Below are 17,860 nucleotides of genomic sequence, written 5' to 3' on the forward strand. Positions count from 1 at the left end.
GAGGCGCTGCTTGTGAACGTCTTGTTTATGAGTGTGGCTGGAATAGGGAACTTAGACGGCCAAAGTATATATGGGGATCTCCTCAAGACGTTCAGGTTACATCAGCATCAAGTGTATGTAGTGAACCCAGTTGAAAGGCGATCTGGTAAGAATACTGAATCCCTTATTTCTCATGGGGTTCGAATTCTTGATGTTCGCACCGGAAACCTGCAGAAGTGTGGCTTAGTGGAGAAGGGGATCTCGCAACTGAGGCTTGAGAGACAGTTCCTGTCAGCGATAAAAAAACACTTTGCAGGGATTCATTTCGACCTCATCTTATACCCGACGCCACCCACCACGTTGGGTGGATTGATAGGGAAGCTTAAGGCAAAGCACGATGCTATGACGTATCTTCTGCTCAAGGATATCTTCCCACAGAACTCCCTTGATCTGGGCATGTTGTCCAAGGATGGGGTTAAGGGCCTGATCTATCGATACTTCAAGCGCACTGAGCGGAAGACCTATGAGGTATCCGACTTCATCGGCTGTATGTCCGAGGCAAACCGTCGCTATCTCGTTAAGTATGAGTCTTGGCTTGATCCTGATAAGGTTGAGGTCAACCCGAATAGCCTGATTCCTCGGGATATGCCCGACGTTGACAGGGTTGCCTTGCGTGCGAGGTTTGGTATCCCCACCGATACTCGTCTCTTCACGTACGGTGGCAACCTCGGAAAACCGCAGGCTATCGACTTCCTCATTCGGGTATTGAAACTCAATGAGGTGCGTGGCAACGTTTATTTCGCTATTGCGGGTGACGGAACCGAACGGCATTACCTTGAGGATTACTTTGATAAGGAGAAGCCGAAGAGCGCAAAGCTGTTTCCCTACCTGTCAAGAGAGGAATTTGACTCTCTTTTGCAGGCTTCTGACTGCGGCATCATCCTGCTCGATCATCGCTTCACTATTCCCAATTTTCCTTCTCGTAGTTTGTCGTATTTGCAGGCAGAGATTCCCTACATTGCTGCGACTGATGAGGTGAGCGACATAGGAACGCTGGCTGAAGCTGAGGGGTTCGGCGTGAAGGTAGACAGCGTTGATGAAGCCAAGTTCCTCAAGGCATGTGAAACCCTCTCTTTTCGGGAGTTAAGGCAAATGGGGGAAAAGGGTCGTCGGTACTTCGAGGAAAACTACACGGCAGAACGTTCATACGAGAAGATCATGGAGCACGTTAAATGATTGACTCTAAAACATTCAACGAAAAGACTCTCATGATCACTGGTGGAACCGGCTCGTTCGGCTCCACGGTACTGAAGCACTTCCTCAACTCTGATGTGGGCGAGATACGCATCTTCTCCCGTGATGAGAAGAAGCAAGACGACATGCGCCACAGGTTGCAGCGGGTAAGTCCTGATGCAGCTCGCAAAGTGCGTTTTCTCATCGGGGACGTGCGCGACTCACAAAGTGTTCGGGACGCCATGCGAGGTGTGGACTACGTGTTTCATGCGGCAGCACTCAAGCAGGTGCCATCCTGTGAGTTCTTCCCCATGGAAGCCGTACGTACAAACGTTATTGGTACTGACAATGTGCTTCATGCAGCTATTGCTGAAGGGATTAAGCGCGTGGTGTGTTTGTCCACCGACAAAGCGGCATACCCCATTAATGCTATGGGTAAGTCTAAGGCTATGATGGAGTCAATCATTTACGCCAACGCGAGAAACGGGGCTGCAGCAGGAACCACCATCTGCTGCACGCGTTATGGCAACGTCATGTGTTCGAGGGGAAGTGTAATCCCGCTCTTCATCGATCGTATTCGTAAGGGTCTGCCACTTACGATAACCGACCCCAACATGACACGTTTTCTCATGAACTTAGATGAGGCGGTCGATCTTGTCTGTTTCGCTTTTGAGCATGCAAACCCAGGAGACCTTTTCATCCAAAAAGCTCCGGCTTCCACTATCGCCGACCTTGCCGAGGCGGTGCAAGAGGTGTTCGGACACACTGGTACCCAAGTTATCGGAACTCGTCATGGTGAGAAGCTCTTTGAGACACTTATGACCTGCGAAGAGAGACTTCGCGCTGAGGATATGGGCAACTACTACCGAGTACACGCTGACACACGCGATCTTAACTACGACAAGTTCGTAGTGGATGGTGACGTAAAGACAATGGCGACAGAAGCATACACCTCACACAACACTACCCGATTGGATGTTGCTGGTACTGTCGCAAAGATCAAAACCGCCGAGTATATCCAGCTTGCTTTGCAAGGTCGAGAGTACGAGGCGGTGCAGTAGCGTGAAAGTTCTCGTTACCGGAGCCAAGGGCATGGTGGGAACTGCGCTTTGCCGTACGCTTAAGAACTTGCGAGATGGCAAAGATCGTACTCGACCGAACCTCAAAATCGACGAGGTATTCGAGTACGACTTGAACTCAACTCCTGAAGAACTCAGGGCTTACTGTAAGGCATGTGACTTCGTATTCAACCTTGCTGGCGTGAACCGCCCGAAGGATCCTATCGAGTTCATGGCGGGCAACTTCGGGTTTGCAAGCGATCTTCTGAACGAGCTTAAGGCTGCCGGAAACACCTACCCAGTCATGTTGGCATCATCTGTCCAGGCAACACTTGCCGGTCGGTTCGAAGGGAGCGAGTACGGCCGTTCCAAACGAGCCGGTGAAGAGCTCTTCCTTACCTACGGTAAGGAAACCGGTGCCAAGGTTGCGATCTATCGCTTCCCGAACCTCATGGGGCATTCCCGCCCCAATTACAACTCGGCTGTGTCAACCTTTTGCTGGGCTATAGCAAACGATGAACCCTTCGAGGTGAGCGATCCGAATGTAGAGCTTGAGCTTCTCTACATTGACGATCTCATTAAGGGCATGCTTGACCTTCTGGAAGGTAAGGAACAACGTTGTGAGTACGATGGGGTAGAGGTGGCGCCGACCGATGAAGGCCGCTACTGTTACGTGCCGATCACCCATAAGGTGACCTTGGGGCGTATCGTGGAACTCCTTCAAGTGTATAAAACTCAGTCCGAAACGCTTCTGATGCCGAAGATGCCGGAATGCTCTTTCGAGAAAAAGCTCTACTCACTCTATCTTACGTACCTACCCGCAGAGAGGTTCAAGTACCCGCTCAAAATGAACGTCGACAATCGCGGAAGCTTTACCGAGTTGATTCATACCCGAGATTGCGGCCAGGTATCTGTCAACATATCTAAGCCTGGCGTCACCAAAGGCCAACACTGGCACAGCTCTAAGTGGGAGCTCTTTATTGTGGTTAAGGGTCATGGACTCATCCAAGAACGCAATATCAACACTGGTGAAACAGCTGAGTTCGAAGTATCGGGCGACAAGATTGAAGCTGTATACATGGTTCCCGGCTGGACTCACAACATAACCAACCTCTCTGACACTGAGGATCTGATTACGGTAATGACTTGCAACGAGGTTTTCGATCCGGAGCATCCCGACACATACTACGAGGAGGTGTAAACCCGTGGCGTCCTTCAAGAATGACGGCAGGCTGAAACTCCTCATCATCGTGGGCACCCGCCCCGAGATCATCCGACTGTCCGAGCTCATCAAGAAGTGTCGCAGGTACTTTGATACCCTGCTTGCTCATACAGGACAAAACTACGACTACAACCTCAATGGTGTGTTCTTCCATGACCTGGAGCTTGACGACCCTGATGTGTATCTGGATGCCGTGGGCACCGACCTCGGCGAGACTATGGGCAACATCATTGCGAAGAGTTATCAGCTCATGACCGAGATCAAGCCTGATGCGGTGCTGGTGCTTGGTGACACCAACTCGTGTCTATCGGTCATCGGTGCCAAGAGGTTGCATATCCCTATCTTTCACATGGAGGCAGGCAATCGCTGCAAGGATGAATGTTTGCCGGAAGAGACGAACCGAAGAATTGTCGACGTCATATCGGATGTAAACCTTGCATACTCAGAACACGCCAGGCGCTACCTCAAGGACGCCGGCTGTGCTCCTGAGCATACCTATGTGACAGGAAGCCCCATGGCTGAGGTGCTGAGCAAGAATCTCAGTAAGATCAACTCAAGCAACATTCATACAGAGCTCGGACTCGAGAAAGGTCACTACATCCTACTTAGTGCCCACCGGGAAGAAAACATCGACACTGAGACAAACTTCGAGAGCCTGTTCTCTGCCGTAAACGCCATGGCTGCCAAGTATGATATGCCTGTCCTCTACAGCTGCCATCCGCGAAGCCGCAAGCGCCTGGCAGCTTCCGGTTTCAAACTTGACCCCCGCGTGCGCATGCATGAACCACTGGGTTTCCATGACTATAACTGCCTGCAGGCAAACGCCTTCTGTGTCGTTTCCGACTCAGGGACGCTGCCCGAAGAGTCTTCTTTCTTCGCGAGTGTCGGCCAGTCTTTCCCAGCGGTATGTATAAGAACGAGCACCGAGCGCCCTGAAGCGCTTGACAAGGCATGCTTTATTCTCTCGGGAATCGATGAACGGGGCCTGCTGCAAGCGGTGGATCTAGCTGTAGCCATGGAGACCGACGACCACCATGGTATCCCGGTCCCTGACTATACCGACAAAAACGTCTCCGACAAGGTGGTCAAGATCATCCAGTCCTACACGGGCGTGGTGAACAAGATGGTGTGGAGGAAGGTTCTTTGAAGTGGCAATGATGTTGGGCATTGAAGACTGCAATGATTGGGAAAAATGATGAGTGAAGAACGAGAATACCAAGTTTGTAAGAAATGCGTCATGGATACGACCGACGAAGATATTTCATTCAACGTCAATGGTGTATGTAATCGCTGCATCGAGTATGAAACCCGAATTTTGCCCGAGTGGAACTACGGAAAGGGCCATGAAGAAGAACTAAGCGGGCTATTGAACGAGATCAAATCAAAAGGCGCGAGCAAACCTTATGATTGCATCCTTGGGCTAAGCGGTGGCCTGGACAGTACTTATATGCTCCATCTTGCGGTTAGAGAATGGGGGCTTCGACCGTTCGTGTTCCATATCGATGCGGGATGGAACCTCCCTGTTGCCGAGGAGAACGTCAAAAGAGTAACCGATAAACTAGGCGTAGATCTTCATGTCGAGAAGATGAACTGGGATGAGATGCGGGAAATGCAATTGGCTTGGTTTCGCACTGGAATGGAGAACCTCGATTCTCCCCAGGATCACGCGTTTATTGCCCTTATTGACAGGTATTCTCGAGAGCTTGGGGTCAAATACATACTCAACGGCTACAACATCTGCACCGAAGTCGTTGCCGACCCGGCCTCCTGGGGAAAAGACGGAGGTCCTACGGGGGATAGTACCTACATGAAGGATGTGATCAGAAAGCACTGTACTATACCCATAAAAGAGTACACGTTTACCAATGGTTTCAAGCACAAAGTTGTTCTTCCTTATATATACGGCGTGAAAACGATCAAGCCGTTGAACCTCGTTCACTTCACAAAAAGGCAGATGGTGGAAACCCTTCAAACCGAATACGGATATGTTCCTTACGGGCAGAAGCATTTTGAGGATTTAATTACGAAGTTTCTTGAGGGTTGGTGGGTTCCCACGCGTTTTGGGCACGATATTCGCAGGGCGCAGCTGTCGAGCTTGGTTATGACGGGACAAATGAGCAGAGATGAAGCTTTGCGTATTTTGGAGAAGTCTCCCCTGACGGACGAAGAGGCGAAAGAGCTGTTCTCCGAGGTTGCAAAACGACTTGAAATAAGCGAAGACGAGCTGATGGAATACCACGAGATGCCAAAGTGCTCGGAGCGTTTCCGAAGCCAGAAGGCGCTTTACAATACCGGAATTAAGCTGTTCGAGGCTCTCGGCATCGAAAAGCGAATTAGGAAATAGGGTTCGAAAAAAAGCGGCCTTTTCCGGGCAGAACAGCCGAAGTGGAGCTTCTTAAGAGGGTACATGAATGAGCGGATACGTTCAGATTCACAGTGACTCCTACAGCTGGTTCAAGCCGATAGTTTACGATCGTCACTTGTCGTTGCTGGCTGATGGTGTGGATTCTTATGTAGCTTGGGGACGAGGACGCGAGTCGGGTGATGAGTTCGGCGCAAGCGGACAACCTCGTGAGTTTAAGATATCAACCAAGGTGGGGCTCTGGCGAGATGCAGCGCTCTCGCGCCTTGATGATCGAGATGGTTTCCACTCAAAAGGCGAGACAAAACGGCTTTTGGAGTGGCTTGACGCGATTAATCCTGACACCGTGCATTTGCATCAACTGCACGGTTACTACATGAACGTAGAGATGCTGTTTAACTGGTTGGCGGCGCAATCATGCAATGTCATCTGGACATTACATGATTGTTGGGCTTTTACGGGTCACTGCACGTATTTCACCATGGTTAAGTGTGAGCAGTGGCGCTCCTGTTGTGCATGCGAAAGATCTTGCCCTCAGTTGAGGGAATATCCCAAGGCATTTGGACGAGGTGCGTGCAAGAGAAACTTCGAGGATAAGAAGAGACTCTTCACGATGATCTCTCCTGAGCGAATGACGATATATACACCTTCGCGGTGGCTCGCGGATCTCGTAGGAGCGAGCTTTCTATCAAAGTATCCTGTAGAAGTGCATCACAATCAGATTGATCATACCGTATTCAAGCCTACTCCGAGCGACTTTCGTGAACGATACGGTATAGACGACCGATTTATGATTCTCGGTGTGGCGAATCCCTGGACCGAACGAAAGGGTCTTGATGACTTTCTTCAATTGGCAGCAGAGCTGGACGAGCGGTACGCTGTTGTACTGGTGGGTCTTTCCAAAAAGCAAATTAAGGAACTACCAAAGTGTATCGTAGGCATCAAGTGCACTGACAGTCCGACGGAACTTGCTGAGGCGTACACCGCTGCTAACTTGTTTATAAACCCGAGCATTGAGGAAACCTACAGCATGACAACTGCCGAGGCAGCTGCTTGTGGCACGCCTGTAGCTGTTGTTGAGGGCACAGCGTGTGTTGAAGCTGCTGAAGACGCCAAAAAATACGTTATACACTTAGGTGATTTGAAGTCTGTCGTAACGCAAAGCTATCAAGATACGATATGCACTCAGTGTGTCTCAAAACAAAAGTGAGAATACGTTGGGTTCAGTTGTAAAAATGTATAGCTTGGCGTATGGGTTATTCTTTATGGGGATAGCTTTGCTGTATTGTAATAGTCTTATTGCGTATACGAACGTGAGCGTTGCGTATAAGGATCCTGCTAGGATTGTATCAGCTCTTTTTCTGGTAGCGTCTTCTCTGTTGAATTTCAATCGTCTTAGAATGCCAGTTCCTGTTGTGCTTATCGCTATTCTCTCATTTATCTCTGTTTTGCTTCATGGGCTTGTGGCATTGAATTTTCTTCTTATTGTTTTGTTTGTCTTGAGTTCTAGCGCTTTTGAAAAGCATCTGGTAATTAGGGCAATTGCTTATACTACGGTAATATCTATCGTTCTGTATGGTGTGCTCTATATGCTTGGGCTAATACAGTGGAATTATACTTTTTGGGATGGCCGCCTGAGAAACACTCTTGGCTTTTATAATGAGAATGTGGCTGCAACTTTCTTTTCGGCAATGCTTGTGTTGCCTTATACATTTAGGCGTCGAAGAATCTTATGGATGATCGCATTGATGCCACCTTACTTCATTGTCTATTTGCTGACGGATTCCAGAAGTACCATTGTGATTGGATTTATAATGCTGCTCGCTTGCGCTCTATTCTATATACTTGAAAAACAAGGTAGAAGAAAAACGAGCGCCATAATAACAAGTCTAGTACTGTATGGTACTTTAGTAATCTCCTTTTTGTTGCCATATGTTGGGACGAGTTCACTTGACCTGATTTTGAGTTATAGACTCACTGTTTTTCGGCAAGCAATCAATGCTTTGTTTGGAACTCCTTTTGCTTTTTGGATTGGCTTGCCTATTGAAATAGATAACTGTTATATTACGCTTCTAGCAAATTACGGCATTCTACTCTTCTTGCTTCTCTTTTACTGCATCCAGAAGGCAATAGTAGTCTATTCGAAGGGTGGAGGATGGATGGAGCTCGCTCTTATCTTAACCATGTTGGTTTACAGCATGGTTGAAGGTAATCTATTTCGTCCAGAGGTAATGTTAACTCTTGCATTTTGGTATTTTGTCCTTGGGTGTAATGGCGAATCTGGATATTCAGAAATTAGCATGGATTCAATCAAAAGCTAAGCTTGTCCTGCGATGATGGATAAAATAATCCAATCCGATAGTATTTGAGGTTGCGAAATTACAAACATATAACTTTCTACAGAAACACCGCATGGCAGTACGGCCTACAGGTTGTTAAGTATCTCTTCCCGTTGATTACTCTGCCGTATCTCACGCGTGTGTTGGAACCGGACGGGTATGCAGTCTATGCTTACGTTCTATCGCTAATGACATTTGCTCAGGTGTTTATCGATTTTGGGTTCAACCTATCGGGCACTAAGCAGATAGCTGCAGCTGTATCTGTCAAGGATGAGAACTATACGATCGGCGCTATAACGCAGGCGCGACTCGTTCTGTGTGTAGTATCAGGTCTCGTTGTTTGCGCAGTGGCCAGTCTCATTCCGATTACGGCCACAAACCTAGACTATACCATGCTCGCATTCGCTGCGGTGTGTGGGAGGGCGATGGCTCCTGACTTCGTATTCCAGGGACATGAGGACATGAGGCCAATTACCGTGCGCTACTTCGTATCCAAGGGTATCTCCACCGCTCTCACTTTTGTGTTTGTTAAGTCAGTTGCTGACCTCATGTGGATCCCCGTGTTGGACATCCTTGCAAGTGCGATCGCTCTCGCTTGGTCATTCGCGACTTCAAAGAGGCTCTTTGGGACGGTGATTATGTGGGTCACGATGCGCCGGGTTCTCTCCGAGCTGCGCGACTCGGCACTCTATTGCTTCTCGAACATGGCAGCATCAGTGTTTTCTGGTTTCACAACCTTACTGATTGGCGTGGTTGTGCCAGACGCTGCGCAGATATCGTACTGGTCTCTTGCTATGACCGCAGTGTCCGCTGTACAGTCCCTCTACTCTCCGATAGTTGACAGCATGTACCCCCACATGGTTAGGTCCTGCGACTTCGGTTTCGTCATGAAGACGGCTCTTGTCGCTCTACCCACAATTCTGGCCGGGACAGTCTTTTTTGTGGATCTACGTGACATCATTGTGCTTGTCCTGGGTGGTGAGGCGTACCTCGAGGGCACGTGGATTCTAGTCGCGGTGTCACCTGTGCTCCTTTTTTCTTTCTTTGCGATGCTGTTCGGTTGGCCTGTGCTGGGTGCGGCGGGCAGAGTGCGGGAGGTGACCTCTACTACAGTGGGATCAGGCATATTCTGTATTACAGCTCTACTGGTTGTTTCCTTTCTAGGCATGGCGACTATGCCCATCATCTGTGGTATACGAGTGATAACTGAAGTTGTTCTATGTCTGAGTAGGGTGTGGTTTTGTAGAACTCTGGTTTTTAAAAGTGGCGCAAGGCTTCGTCATCGGTCTAGATGACGTGGAACGATATCAGATGAGTGGGGTGTGTATATTGAAATGAGGGATGAATCACATGAAATTCAGAACAGTCAGCTATCGAAAACCGAACTAAAGCAATGTCTACTTGGTATTTTAGGAGCTTTTGATAAGTTTGCCGATGATAATGCTATTAGCTATAGCTTGGCATATGGCACTCTGATTGGTGCTGTTCGCCATAGGGGGTTTATCCCGTGGGATGATGATATAGATGTTGTCGTACCTCGCCCGGACTATGATCGCATTGTGAGTTTTGCTCGTAAAGATAGAATGATCGGCCCCTATGCTTTTACTGGTTACAGTATAGATGCTTTCCCGATGCCCTTTGTAAAACTTATTGATACGAGGGTGATCGTAAGGGACTCGAGTACCGATCAATCGATAGTACAGCATCCTTGGATAGATGTTTTTCCTCTGGATGGGTGTTTTGCTGACAAGTCGAAACACGCGCGCATTGCGCGAGCTTCTGCTCGCAACATCCTTATGATTACAATTGGGAATTTCAATATATATGGCAGTAGTCAGACGCGATTGCGTGCATTGTTAAAGCGAGTGCTTACACCAGCTGCTCGCGTATTGCACATTAACAAATGGGCAGAACAGAGACTCGTTAATCTTGCACAAAAGGGACCCTCATACGAAGAGGCCCAATATATCGCTAATGTTATATGGGGCCCTTATGGAAAGCGGGAACGTTTCAGAAAAAAGCTGTTCAGCTCAACGGTACCACTGGAGTTCGAAGGTCGTATGTTTCCTGGAATGGTCGGATGGGATGAATACCTAACAAGCATCTACGGTGACTATATGCAAATTCCTTCTATTGAAGAGAGACGGAATCATGGAATCATTGCTTACATTAAGGACGGTGACTAATGAGTAGCAAGAAAGCCATCATTCTTGCTGCCGGCAAATCATCTAAATTCTTTCCTCCGCTCTACGATAAGCCAAAGGGTTTGTTTGAATATCGCGGCGAAGTCCTTATCGAGCGGCAGATTCGTCAACTCAAAGAAGCTGGCATCAACGATATAACCGTTGTAATTGGATACGAGAAAGAGCAGTTCTTCTATCTTGAAAAAGACTTTGATGTGAACCTCGTAGTAAGCACACGCTATAACGACGAGTCAAACCTGTCATCACTTGATATTGTGCGTGATAGGCTTGGGAACAGCTTCCTATGTTGCGCGGACCACTGGTATGAATCAAACCCGTTTCTCATTGACGAGCCGGATCGATCGATCCGGCTCGTTTCAACTATAGGCGATGCGGCTCGCGAACTCGTGGTGGATCGAGATGCTGAGGGCAGGCTGAGTAACCTCCGCTCTGGTGCTCTCAATGGCCTATGCATGGTGGGGTATGCCTATCTTACCCAAGGTTTCGTTGACTCGCTTTTCAAGTTCTACGACGCTGAGCGTGGCTACGTGGGGGTAAAGGGTATGCTCTGGGAGCAGTTCTGGGGCAGGCACGCGTGTGAGTTACCTCTCTACGGCAAGCTAGCCCCCGAAGGCTTTCGCGAGTTTGACAGCTTGGCTGATTTTAGGGCAGATGACGTAGGAGTACTTGCCAACGTGAGTCATCGGGCTATCACTAACATCTGCCGCTTACTGGAATGCAATCGGGAATCAATTCTCGATATCGAACCCTTAAACAAAGGGCTTACCAACGTTTCGTTCTCGTTTGTCGTAGATGGAAACAGGTACGTTTATCGCCATCCTGGGGCGTCAAGTACGAACATGGTTGTGCGCGATGCTGAAGTGATAGCCCAAAAGGTTGCTGTTGATTTAGGTATCGACTCCAGTGTTATTGCAATTGATGAGCAAGGTTGGAAGTTGAGTCGCTACATAGAGGCAGTAGACGAGTTTTCCTACGAGAATCCTGAGCATCTAGCTCGTGGCATTACTCAGATAAAGGAGTTTCACGCTTCGGGCGCAACGTGCGAGAATTGCATTAACCTCTTAGATGAGGGCGACAGGCTTCAAGGTCTTGCTTGTAGTAAAAAGGGTGATCTGCAGTCTCGTTTTGCTTACTTGCATGATGCCTTAGTACGTCTTTGGCATTATGTAGAGTTAGATGGTGTGCCCAAAGTGTTGTGTCACAACGATACCTATGCGGTGAACTGGATTGTCGGTAAGGATAGCCTTTGCCTGATCGACTGGGAGTACGCCGGCATGAACGATCCCTACAATGACATTGCAACGCTTACCATACGCGATGGTCTCTCTCGTGAGAAAGACGAAGAGATACTGCATCTATTTGTGGGCGGGGAACCCACTTTCAAGCAACGCCGTCACCACTACGCGGTAAACACCCTGTGCGGATGGTACTGGTTTAACTGGAGTCTGTTCAAAGATACTCTTGGCGAAGATGGCTTTTTCATGCTTCCCAGTTGGCGTGGCCTTAACACATATCTGCCGCTTGCTCTTGATATGTACGACAATCCCGACAAGTATCAAGAAAGAGATTAAGAAGATGAATGTTGTCATTATTCTTGCCGGTGGAGTGGGCAGCCGTGTTGGAGCTGATGTTCCTAAGCAATTTATTAAGGTGCTTGGACGAGAGGTTCTTTCTTACACCTTAGAACGATTTGATCAGCATCCTGAGATTGACGCCATTGAGGTGGTATGTCGCAAAGGTTATGAGGATGTTCTGCAGGAAATCACTAAACGAGATGGCATTTCCAATGTACGCTGGATTGCAGAAGGTGGAATAACGTTTCAGGATTCTGTTATCAGTGGCATCGATAATCTCAAAGGTAAGATTTCCGATGACGATCAGATTCTTATTCACTACGGGGCATCTCCTTTTGTAAGCGACGAGATCATTAGTGACGCCATTCGCGTATGCGCCGAACATGGCAACGCAAGTCCTGCTCACAGCCAGGTGTACCTGGCGGCTTCCCGGGGTGACGGCGTGAGCACTACTGAGTTTATCGACCGTGATCAAGTTATGTGCCTCAATTCCCCCCAGGCACTACGTTTTGGTTACGTTTGCTGGCTTTACGAAGAGGCGGTGCGACGTAGCTTGCTGAAGGTGGTCGAGCCTCACACCACCAGCCTCATGCTTGCAATGGGGGAGCCCATCTATTTCTCCAAAAGTTCCACGAGTAATATAAAGATAACAACAGAAGACGACCTGCGGTTGTTCAAGGGCTGGTTGCTAGCAGGTCGGTCTTGTGCGAGTATTGGTGTTGGGGAAGAAAATGGGTTTGACATTAGTTAAAGCAACTATTTGTGGCGTAATTGGTATCGTTTCAGTAGTTGGTGATTTACTGTTGTTGTTGGCAAATATTGCTACGTTTCTTGGTCTTCCAATAGCGGCGTATGAGCTTCATAGTCAAGCAAAGACAGCGCGCGAGTCATTCAATCGAGAGAAAAAGCAGAAGACGCTTGATAAGTATAACGAATTGGTTCACTTTCAAATAATAAAGAAAGCAAGAGAATTGGACGAGCATCTCCACAAAATGTCACTTGGGGAGCTTGGAGAGAGCAATCTATCGGAAGCTCAGATTGAACCTGATGGACAGCTTGATATGCTTCTACGCGATTATTTTAGCATCCTGGAGCCGTTTGCGACTGATATAAATGAAGGAATATATGATCTCGAATTCTTTGATAAGTTGTATGGGGTGGAGTTGATAAAAGCTTGGAAAACCGTAGGGTTTTATCCAGCTTACCTTCAGAAAAGAACCCAGTTGGATGACATATATTTGCAATGCGTTCAAATGATGGATAAGCTGCATAGTCTACATGCAGTAGGTAAGTCTTAATTCGTGTGGGAAAAATAGCCAAATCTAATGTCTGAACAGGTAAAACAGGGCACACTAACCCAAGCCCTTCATAGAGCAGCTTCAAAAAAGATGAGGGTATCCAGGATTTAACGTGGACGATACGAGCAAAAGCTTAGCCTGACCTGCGATAATGAAAGCAAAACACATTAAAGTCGATGGTGAGTCACCTAAATTAGCCCGATATTAGGGCGCACCTACCTAAGCCCCTTGCAGGGGAATTTCAAAAATAGTGGTGTTAAACCTTAAAAATCTAGACCAAATGCCTCACCTCCAAAAGGTTGGAGGGTTCGCAATTTGCGGCCTACTTGTTGTGGTTGGGCAGTGCCACTCCTCCCTTATCGAGTGCGGGATAGCCATATGCAAGCAAAAGGCGACGTCTCATGCTCTTGTAGTTTGTAAACCCGCAAGCTCGGCGTTTTATGTCCTTGATCTTGCGGTTGACGTTTTCGGCATAAGCGTTGGTCTTTCCCGTCATATAAGCGTTTACGATGTATTCCTTTACACCCTTGATACTGTTTGCAGCAGTAGCAAACTCTTTAATCCCGCAGTTTTGAGCCTGGCTTATCCAGTTACCAAGAGCTCTTTTCATTTCGCGTTCGTTGTCAAAGTCTGTATCTGCCCACACATAGAAGGCCTGAAGCATCAGATATGCCATACGCAGTTCTCGGTGGTTGGCATCATCACCTGTAAGTACACTGGCGATTCTTTCAAAGGCTGTGTTTCGCCGTGTTGTTGCAGCTCTATCAAGTGCTGCTTGGTCTTGCCAAGTTCGCGCTTGAGGTGCTTGTATGAGCTTTGCACGGTTAGCAACAAGCAACTTCCAGATGGCTTTTGTATCAGCTGTACTTTTCCCAGGACGCTTCGCGATGCGTCGTCGCGCCTTGTCGAATGCGTCTTTTACAAGAGATGCGACATGGAACTTGTCGATACAAATAACAGCGTTGGGAAGCTGCGTCTTAGCTGCGCGCCAGAAGGCATCAAACATGTCACAGGTGAAGTACTCCACCTGCTCTCGCTCAGGCTTAGGAATGGATCGAAGCCACGTTTCGAGAGTTTGTTTGTCATGTCCATCAAGTGCGTCAATGAGTCTGCCATCTTGACCATCCACACAAATTGTCCAGTACTGACGGCTGCCTTTAAGATACGCCCTCCTTTTACTGAATGCATGGAATTCATCAACGCAGAGATGTTTTGGCAGGTGAAGCTTGGGAAGCGGTGCTGCTTCAATTGCCAAACGAGTGATATCAGCACTAGCACCGCATTCTCTTGTTATCTCGGCGAGACTGCGCCCAAGCCTTATCTGATAAACAATCCACTGCTCAAGATCAACTGTCATGTGCGGGCTGCATTCAGATACGATAGATTGCGGCTCGAAGAATGTCTTGCCACACTTCTTGCATTGGTAACGCCGCAGGTCAATGACGAGTACGCAAGCCGATACGGTTACGTGACCGTATTCTTGGTATTTAGGATTCACGCAAGAGCTTACGTCGGAGCTATGCTGCTGTGTTGAGAATGGATGAAAAAATGGCAAGACGATACCAGATTTATACCTCTTCTGATGAGTGGAACTTGTTAGCCAAAGGACTTTTCGCTGCGCTCGCGATGCTCCTTGTCGGCTTTGTTGCCCTGAATGCGTTTTGGTTTTTTGGTGAGTACGATCCTCGGCTTCCAGGACTTTACGATTACTATGCGGCGACATGGGGCGATGGCTTGTTTCTTACCGTTGGAGCTGGCACCCTTGTTGCTTGGACTTGCGCAAACCCTACGTCGGAAAGGATTAGACATGTCTCGAGTATCCTTGCAGTTGCAGCTTTTATCGGGGCTCTTTTCATACAGTACACTTGGATTGCTGATGATGAGATTGGGTTGAACTGGACTATTCCACAGGCACATTATTTCAATGCAGCAGGGATATACCATGCGCTCTACTTCTCGGCCTGCTTTGCCTTTTTTTCGTATTACTTATCTCGATTTTTCCTAACGGGAGTGCGTATCTACCGTAGGCACGAGGCTGTACATTTGAGAGATAGTGAAATGCTGATCTGGTTCGCGGTTATGGGCTATTATTCTATGCATGTACTTGACGATTGCGCAAGTGTCTTGCCTCAACCCTGGCTTTCAGTTGCGGCAATGACTCTACCGGCTATCGTGATCATCATTATATATATAATGATGAGAGGGCTAACTGAGGGTCTGCGCGACTCCCTGATGATCGCCCCGGGCGCGCTGTTCTCCTTGGGTCTATCTCTCGTGTTGTCTATGCCGGGCGAATCCGTTCAGCCGTATGCGGTGTTTGGCTTTTCCTTGGCATGTGTATTCTCTTCGGCCTTTGCGATTCCCTTCTCGTCGCTTCGCGAAATCTCAGGCAACTATATCTTTGCAGTTTTGTCAGGAGTGGGGCTGTCTCTTGTTGTTCTGGCAACTGCTGGGTCTGGTCTTCTGATCGGGAAAGCACTCTTTTCAGGGGCTGTTGTCTGCATCGTGGCAATTCTGCTCTTTGCAGCAGCAGCTGCATTTGTATGCACGAGTGGAGGAGGAGATCGAAAGCATTTGCTTATGGGTGTTCTGACTGCGATAGCCGGATTGCTCTGGGGAGAGCTCGCAGGAACCTCGATCGAAGGAGAAGCTATCGAGGCTCTGGCACATTTCTTCTTGACCTTTGTGCTGCTCGGATTAATGATCTCCCGATTTAAGAAAGCCGTTGACCTTGTTATGACTGTCGAGGCGGAATGTGACGGCAAAATTGATTGCCGATGCCAGACCCTACAAGCGCAAGCGGCAGTATACCCGTCAATTTGCCTCATGTCGCTAGGTGCATTGTTCATGCTTCTGTTCGATATGCTCTCTCTTCGACCTAGCGATTTCAAGGTGTTGTCGCTTGTTGATTCCTGTTCTGGAAACATCTGGGTTGGCTTTGCTGCGCTAGTAGTCCTTCTCTTCATGATTCTTCTGGGTCTTTTTGTCGCGAGGCGTACCAGCGGGTCGATTCGCCATGCGATATCCCTCTTCCTGCTTGTTTTGGGATACAGTACATTGTTCTTCTATTCCACGGGACTGCGTAAACCTCTTCTTTTCGACTGGTGGTTTGCGTGGTCGCTCCTAGTACCGATTGGTGCGGCGGTTTTTCTTGGTGAGTCGTTCGTTTCTAATTGCGCACTGATTAGGGGGCGAGATAGCAGCGCTGGTACTCTGCTGATCGCAGCAGTAATAACAATTGGGAGCTATCTTGCTGCCCTTGGAGCCATAATGCCCACAACGGGAGCAGGACGAAGCTTTTTTCCGACGTTCGCTTCGCCGGGGATAGGCATGCTCGGAATTTTGTTTGCGTTTGTCCTTCTTCCAACAATGGCTGCGGCATTGATGCAGATGGGCATAACTGAGCATGATTCCCTTATCGTTTCGAACAGCCCAGTGTTAGGTGCGCTTCAGAGCGGAGCCTCTGCAACGGTTATCGTAGTTTTTCTCGGCATGCTTCCCTTAGAGCTTTACGCATCAGCCTCGGAGGAGGCACATTTTCTCCTGCTCGTCCTAGCGGCGTTTCTTGTGCTCGCGGCGTTTAAGATAAGTAGCCTACTCTTTCCGCTTCGTAAAAACGCAGAGCACCTCAGCATGCAAATCTTAAAATACGACGTGATGCCGAAAGATCAACGGGCACAGGTGCAAGCGCAAGACGAGTTAAGGCGTCTATCTCGGCATCTTCAGCGTCAGAATCTAATTGTGGTGACTTCACTTCTTCCCTGGGGGTTAGTTGGCTTGGCCGTGTGGTGGGTAAAAGATTATTTCGGCAGGAAAGTCAAAGGGCAGGGTCGAAGGGACGGCGGCATCTCGCATGAACTTTGGGATTCTTTTCTCCTTCGCTCTCCGTCGCAGGACGCTGCCCTGCTTTTTGTCGAGCTGTTTCCAGGTGGGAAGGGTCGATACCAATCTTGTCTTAATGCTATCGCAGATGATGCGATTTCCCTTAGGAGAAGGTTGCAAGAAGGGGGTTCTGGCAAATGGGACGGAAAACAAACGGCAGAAGTGAAAGAGAACTGACTTGTAGTAGACCAGGCGATTTGGACTTGCTGTATGGTTTGGATAGGGAGTGGGGTAATACCTTACGTTGAATCTCTTCGCCAACACAAGGGAGGATTATAGAGAGAATGAACGGCTCTGTATTTATTTATTTTATTGACAAGGCTCCTGATTTCCTACTTGTAATTGTAGGAATCGCTACCGCGCTTGTGTACTTTTTTCAAAAGAGGGATTCCAAGCGAAATGCTGCACGTCTCATTACGTTGCAAATTGACGAAATATGTGACGGAATAGAGAAAATTGCGACATATATTGTGGATGGTCAATTGAACAACGTTGCGTTTTACGAATCGTTACCGCTGATATCGGAGGATTACTGGGCGAGATACAAGCATTTCTTCGTACTAAACATGGATGCAACAAGCATTAGCGCCATGTGAGAAACCCACAGGCTATGCCTGTGGTGCGGTAGACGGTTAAACCGTACCGCTGACATGAGAATCAGAAAAAGGCTTTCCTGTCCTATGATGGGCCTGCGATGGTCCAGATCGCA

General features: G+C 48.3%; 15 protein-coding genes. 14 read left to right on the forward strand and 1 reads right to left on the reverse strand.

The window, feature by feature from the left end; all coding sequences use genetic code 11:
* The first annotated feature begins 381 nt into the window (after positions 1-381).
* The 12 genes from G7Y44_RS08880 to G7Y44_RS08935 all read left to right on the forward strand — a co-directional run bounded on the left by G7Y44_RS08880 (position 382) and on the right by G7Y44_RS08935 (position 13,269).
* The gene (locus tag G7Y44_RS08880) at positions 382-1,215 is read left to right on the forward strand and encodes a glycosyltransferase family 4 protein (RefSeq protein ID WP_165249198.1); all 834 of its coding nucleotides are present in this window, start codon (positions 382-384) and stop codon (positions 1,213-1,215) included.
* Entirely contained in the window at positions 1,212-2,273 is a 1,062-nt protein-coding gene (locus G7Y44_RS08885; protein WP_165249200.1) for a polysaccharide biosynthesis protein, read from the forward strand. The genes G7Y44_RS08880 and G7Y44_RS08885 overlap by 4 nt, the downstream gene beginning before the upstream one ends.
* A 1-nt stretch (position 2,274) precedes the next feature.
* The gene (locus G7Y44_RS08890) at positions 2,275-3,471 is read left to right on the forward strand and encodes a polysaccharide biosynthesis C-terminal domain-containing protein (protein ID WP_165249202.1); all 1,197 of its coding nucleotides are present in this window, start codon (positions 2,275-2,277) and stop codon (positions 3,469-3,471) included.
* A 4-nt stretch (positions 3,472-3,475) separates the two neighbouring features.
* The gene (gene wecB / locus G7Y44_RS08895; RefSeq protein ID WP_165249204.1) at positions 3,476-4,639 is read left to right on the forward strand and encodes a non-hydrolyzing UDP-N-acetylglucosamine 2-epimerase; all 1,164 of its coding nucleotides are present in this window, start codon (positions 3,476-3,478) and stop codon (positions 4,637-4,639) included.
* Between the two features lie 48 nt (positions 4,640-4,687).
* Positions 4,688-5,836, forward strand: coding sequence for an N-acetyl sugar amidotransferase (locus G7Y44_RS08900; RefSeq protein ID WP_165249228.1), 1,149 nt, complete (start codon positions 4,688-4,690; stop codon positions 5,834-5,836).
* 67 nt (positions 5,837-5,903) lie between these two features.
* The gene (locus G7Y44_RS08905; RefSeq protein ID WP_165249206.1) at positions 5,904-7,064 is read left to right on the forward strand and encodes a glycosyltransferase; all 1,161 of its coding nucleotides are present in this window, start codon (positions 5,904-5,906) and stop codon (positions 7,062-7,064) included.
* Complete coding sequence (locus G7Y44_RS08910) at positions 7,045-8,175, forward strand: hypothetical protein (RefSeq protein WP_165249208.1); 1,131 nt, start codon at positions 7,045-7,047, stop codon at positions 8,173-8,175. The genes G7Y44_RS08905 and G7Y44_RS08910 overlap by 20 nt, the downstream gene beginning before the upstream one ends.
* Positions 8,176-8,225: 50 nt before the next feature.
* Positions 8,226-9,488 (forward strand): oligosaccharide flippase family protein, encoded by a 1,263-nt coding sequence (locus G7Y44_RS08915; RefSeq protein ID WP_165249210.1) that lies wholly within the window; start codon positions 8,226-8,228, stop codon positions 9,486-9,488.
* A 27-nt stretch (positions 9,489-9,515) separates the two neighbouring features.
* Complete coding sequence (locus tag G7Y44_RS08920) at positions 9,516-10,379, forward strand: LicD family protein (RefSeq protein ID WP_165249212.1); 864 nt, start codon at positions 9,516-9,518, stop codon at positions 10,377-10,379.
* Positions 10,379-11,968 carry a phosphotransferase gene (locus tag G7Y44_RS08925; protein ID WP_165249214.1) on the forward strand — a complete coding sequence of 530 codons (1,590 nt, stop codon included), beginning with the start codon at positions 10,379-10,381 and terminating at the stop codon, positions 11,966-11,968. The genes G7Y44_RS08920 and G7Y44_RS08925 overlap by 1 nt, the downstream gene beginning before the upstream one ends.
* A 4-nt stretch (positions 11,969-11,972) precedes the next feature.
* Positions 11,973-12,722 carry an IspD/TarI family cytidylyltransferase gene (locus G7Y44_RS08930; protein WP_165249216.1) on the forward strand — a complete coding sequence of 250 codons (750 nt, stop codon included), beginning with the start codon at positions 11,973-11,975 and terminating at the stop codon, positions 12,720-12,722.
* On the forward strand, positions 12,709-13,269 hold the full coding sequence (locus tag G7Y44_RS08935) for a DUF4760 domain-containing protein (RefSeq protein ID WP_165249218.1): 561 nt from the start codon (positions 12,709-12,711) through the stop codon (positions 13,267-13,269). Before G7Y44_RS08930 ends, G7Y44_RS08935 begins: the two co-directional genes overlap by 14 nt.
* 322 nt (positions 13,270-13,591) lie before the next feature.
* Here G7Y44_RS08935 and G7Y44_RS08940 read toward each other — a convergent pair whose 3' ends face one another.
* The gene (locus G7Y44_RS08940; protein WP_165249220.1) at positions 13,592-14,767 is read right to left on the reverse strand and encodes an ISL3 family transposase; all 1,176 of its coding nucleotides are present in this window, start codon (positions 14,765-14,767) and stop codon (positions 13,592-13,594) included.
* A gap of 50 nt (positions 14,768-14,817) precedes the next feature.
* Here G7Y44_RS08940 and G7Y44_RS08945 point away from each other — a divergent pair, with 50 nt between their 5' ends.
* Positions 14,818-17,328, forward strand: a complete 2,511-nt coding sequence (locus G7Y44_RS08945) for a hypothetical protein (protein WP_165249222.1) — start codon at positions 14,818-14,820, stop codon at positions 17,326-17,328.
* 107 nt (positions 17,329-17,435) lie between these two features.
* Complete coding sequence (locus G7Y44_RS08950) at positions 17,436-17,747, forward strand: hypothetical protein (RefSeq protein ID WP_165249224.1); 312 nt, start codon at positions 17,436-17,438, stop codon at positions 17,745-17,747.
* Positions 17,748-17,860 lie beyond the last annotated feature (113 nt).

This window comes from Adlercreutzia sp. ZJ141, assembly GCF_011038965.1.
Taxonomy (GTDB): Bacteria; Actinomycetota; Coriobacteriia; order Coriobacteriales; family Eggerthellaceae; genus ZJ141.

Coding starts and splice junctions, on each gene's coding strand:
- G7Y44_RS08880 (WP_165249198.1), top strand. CDS start 382: ATGACGTATCTTCTGCTCAAGGATATCTTCCCACAGAACTCCCTTGAT.
- G7Y44_RS08885 (WP_165249200.1), top strand. CDS start 1,212: ATGATTGACTCTAAAACATTCAACGAAAAGACTCTCATGATCACTGGT.
- G7Y44_RS08900 (WP_165249228.1), top strand. CDS start 4,688: ATGAGTGAAGAACGAGAATACCAAGTTTGTAAGAAATGCGTCATGGAT.
- G7Y44_RS08905 (WP_165249206.1), top strand. CDS start 5,904: ATGAGCGGATACGTTCAGATTCACAGTGACTCCTACAGCTGGTTCAAG.
- G7Y44_RS08925 (WP_165249214.1), top strand. CDS start 10,379: ATGAGTAGCAAGAAAGCCATCATTCTTGCTGCCGGCAAATCATCTAAA.
- G7Y44_RS08930 (WP_165249216.1), top strand. CDS start 11,973: ATGAATGTTGTCATTATTCTTGCCGGTGGAGTGGGCAGCCGTGTTGGA.
- G7Y44_RS08945 (WP_165249222.1), top strand. CDS start 14,818: ATGGCAAGACGATACCAGATTTATACCTCTTCTGATGAGTGGAACTTG.
- G7Y44_RS08950 (WP_165249224.1), top strand. CDS start 17,436: ATGAACGGCTCTGTATTTATTTATTTTATTGACAAGGCTCCTGATTTC.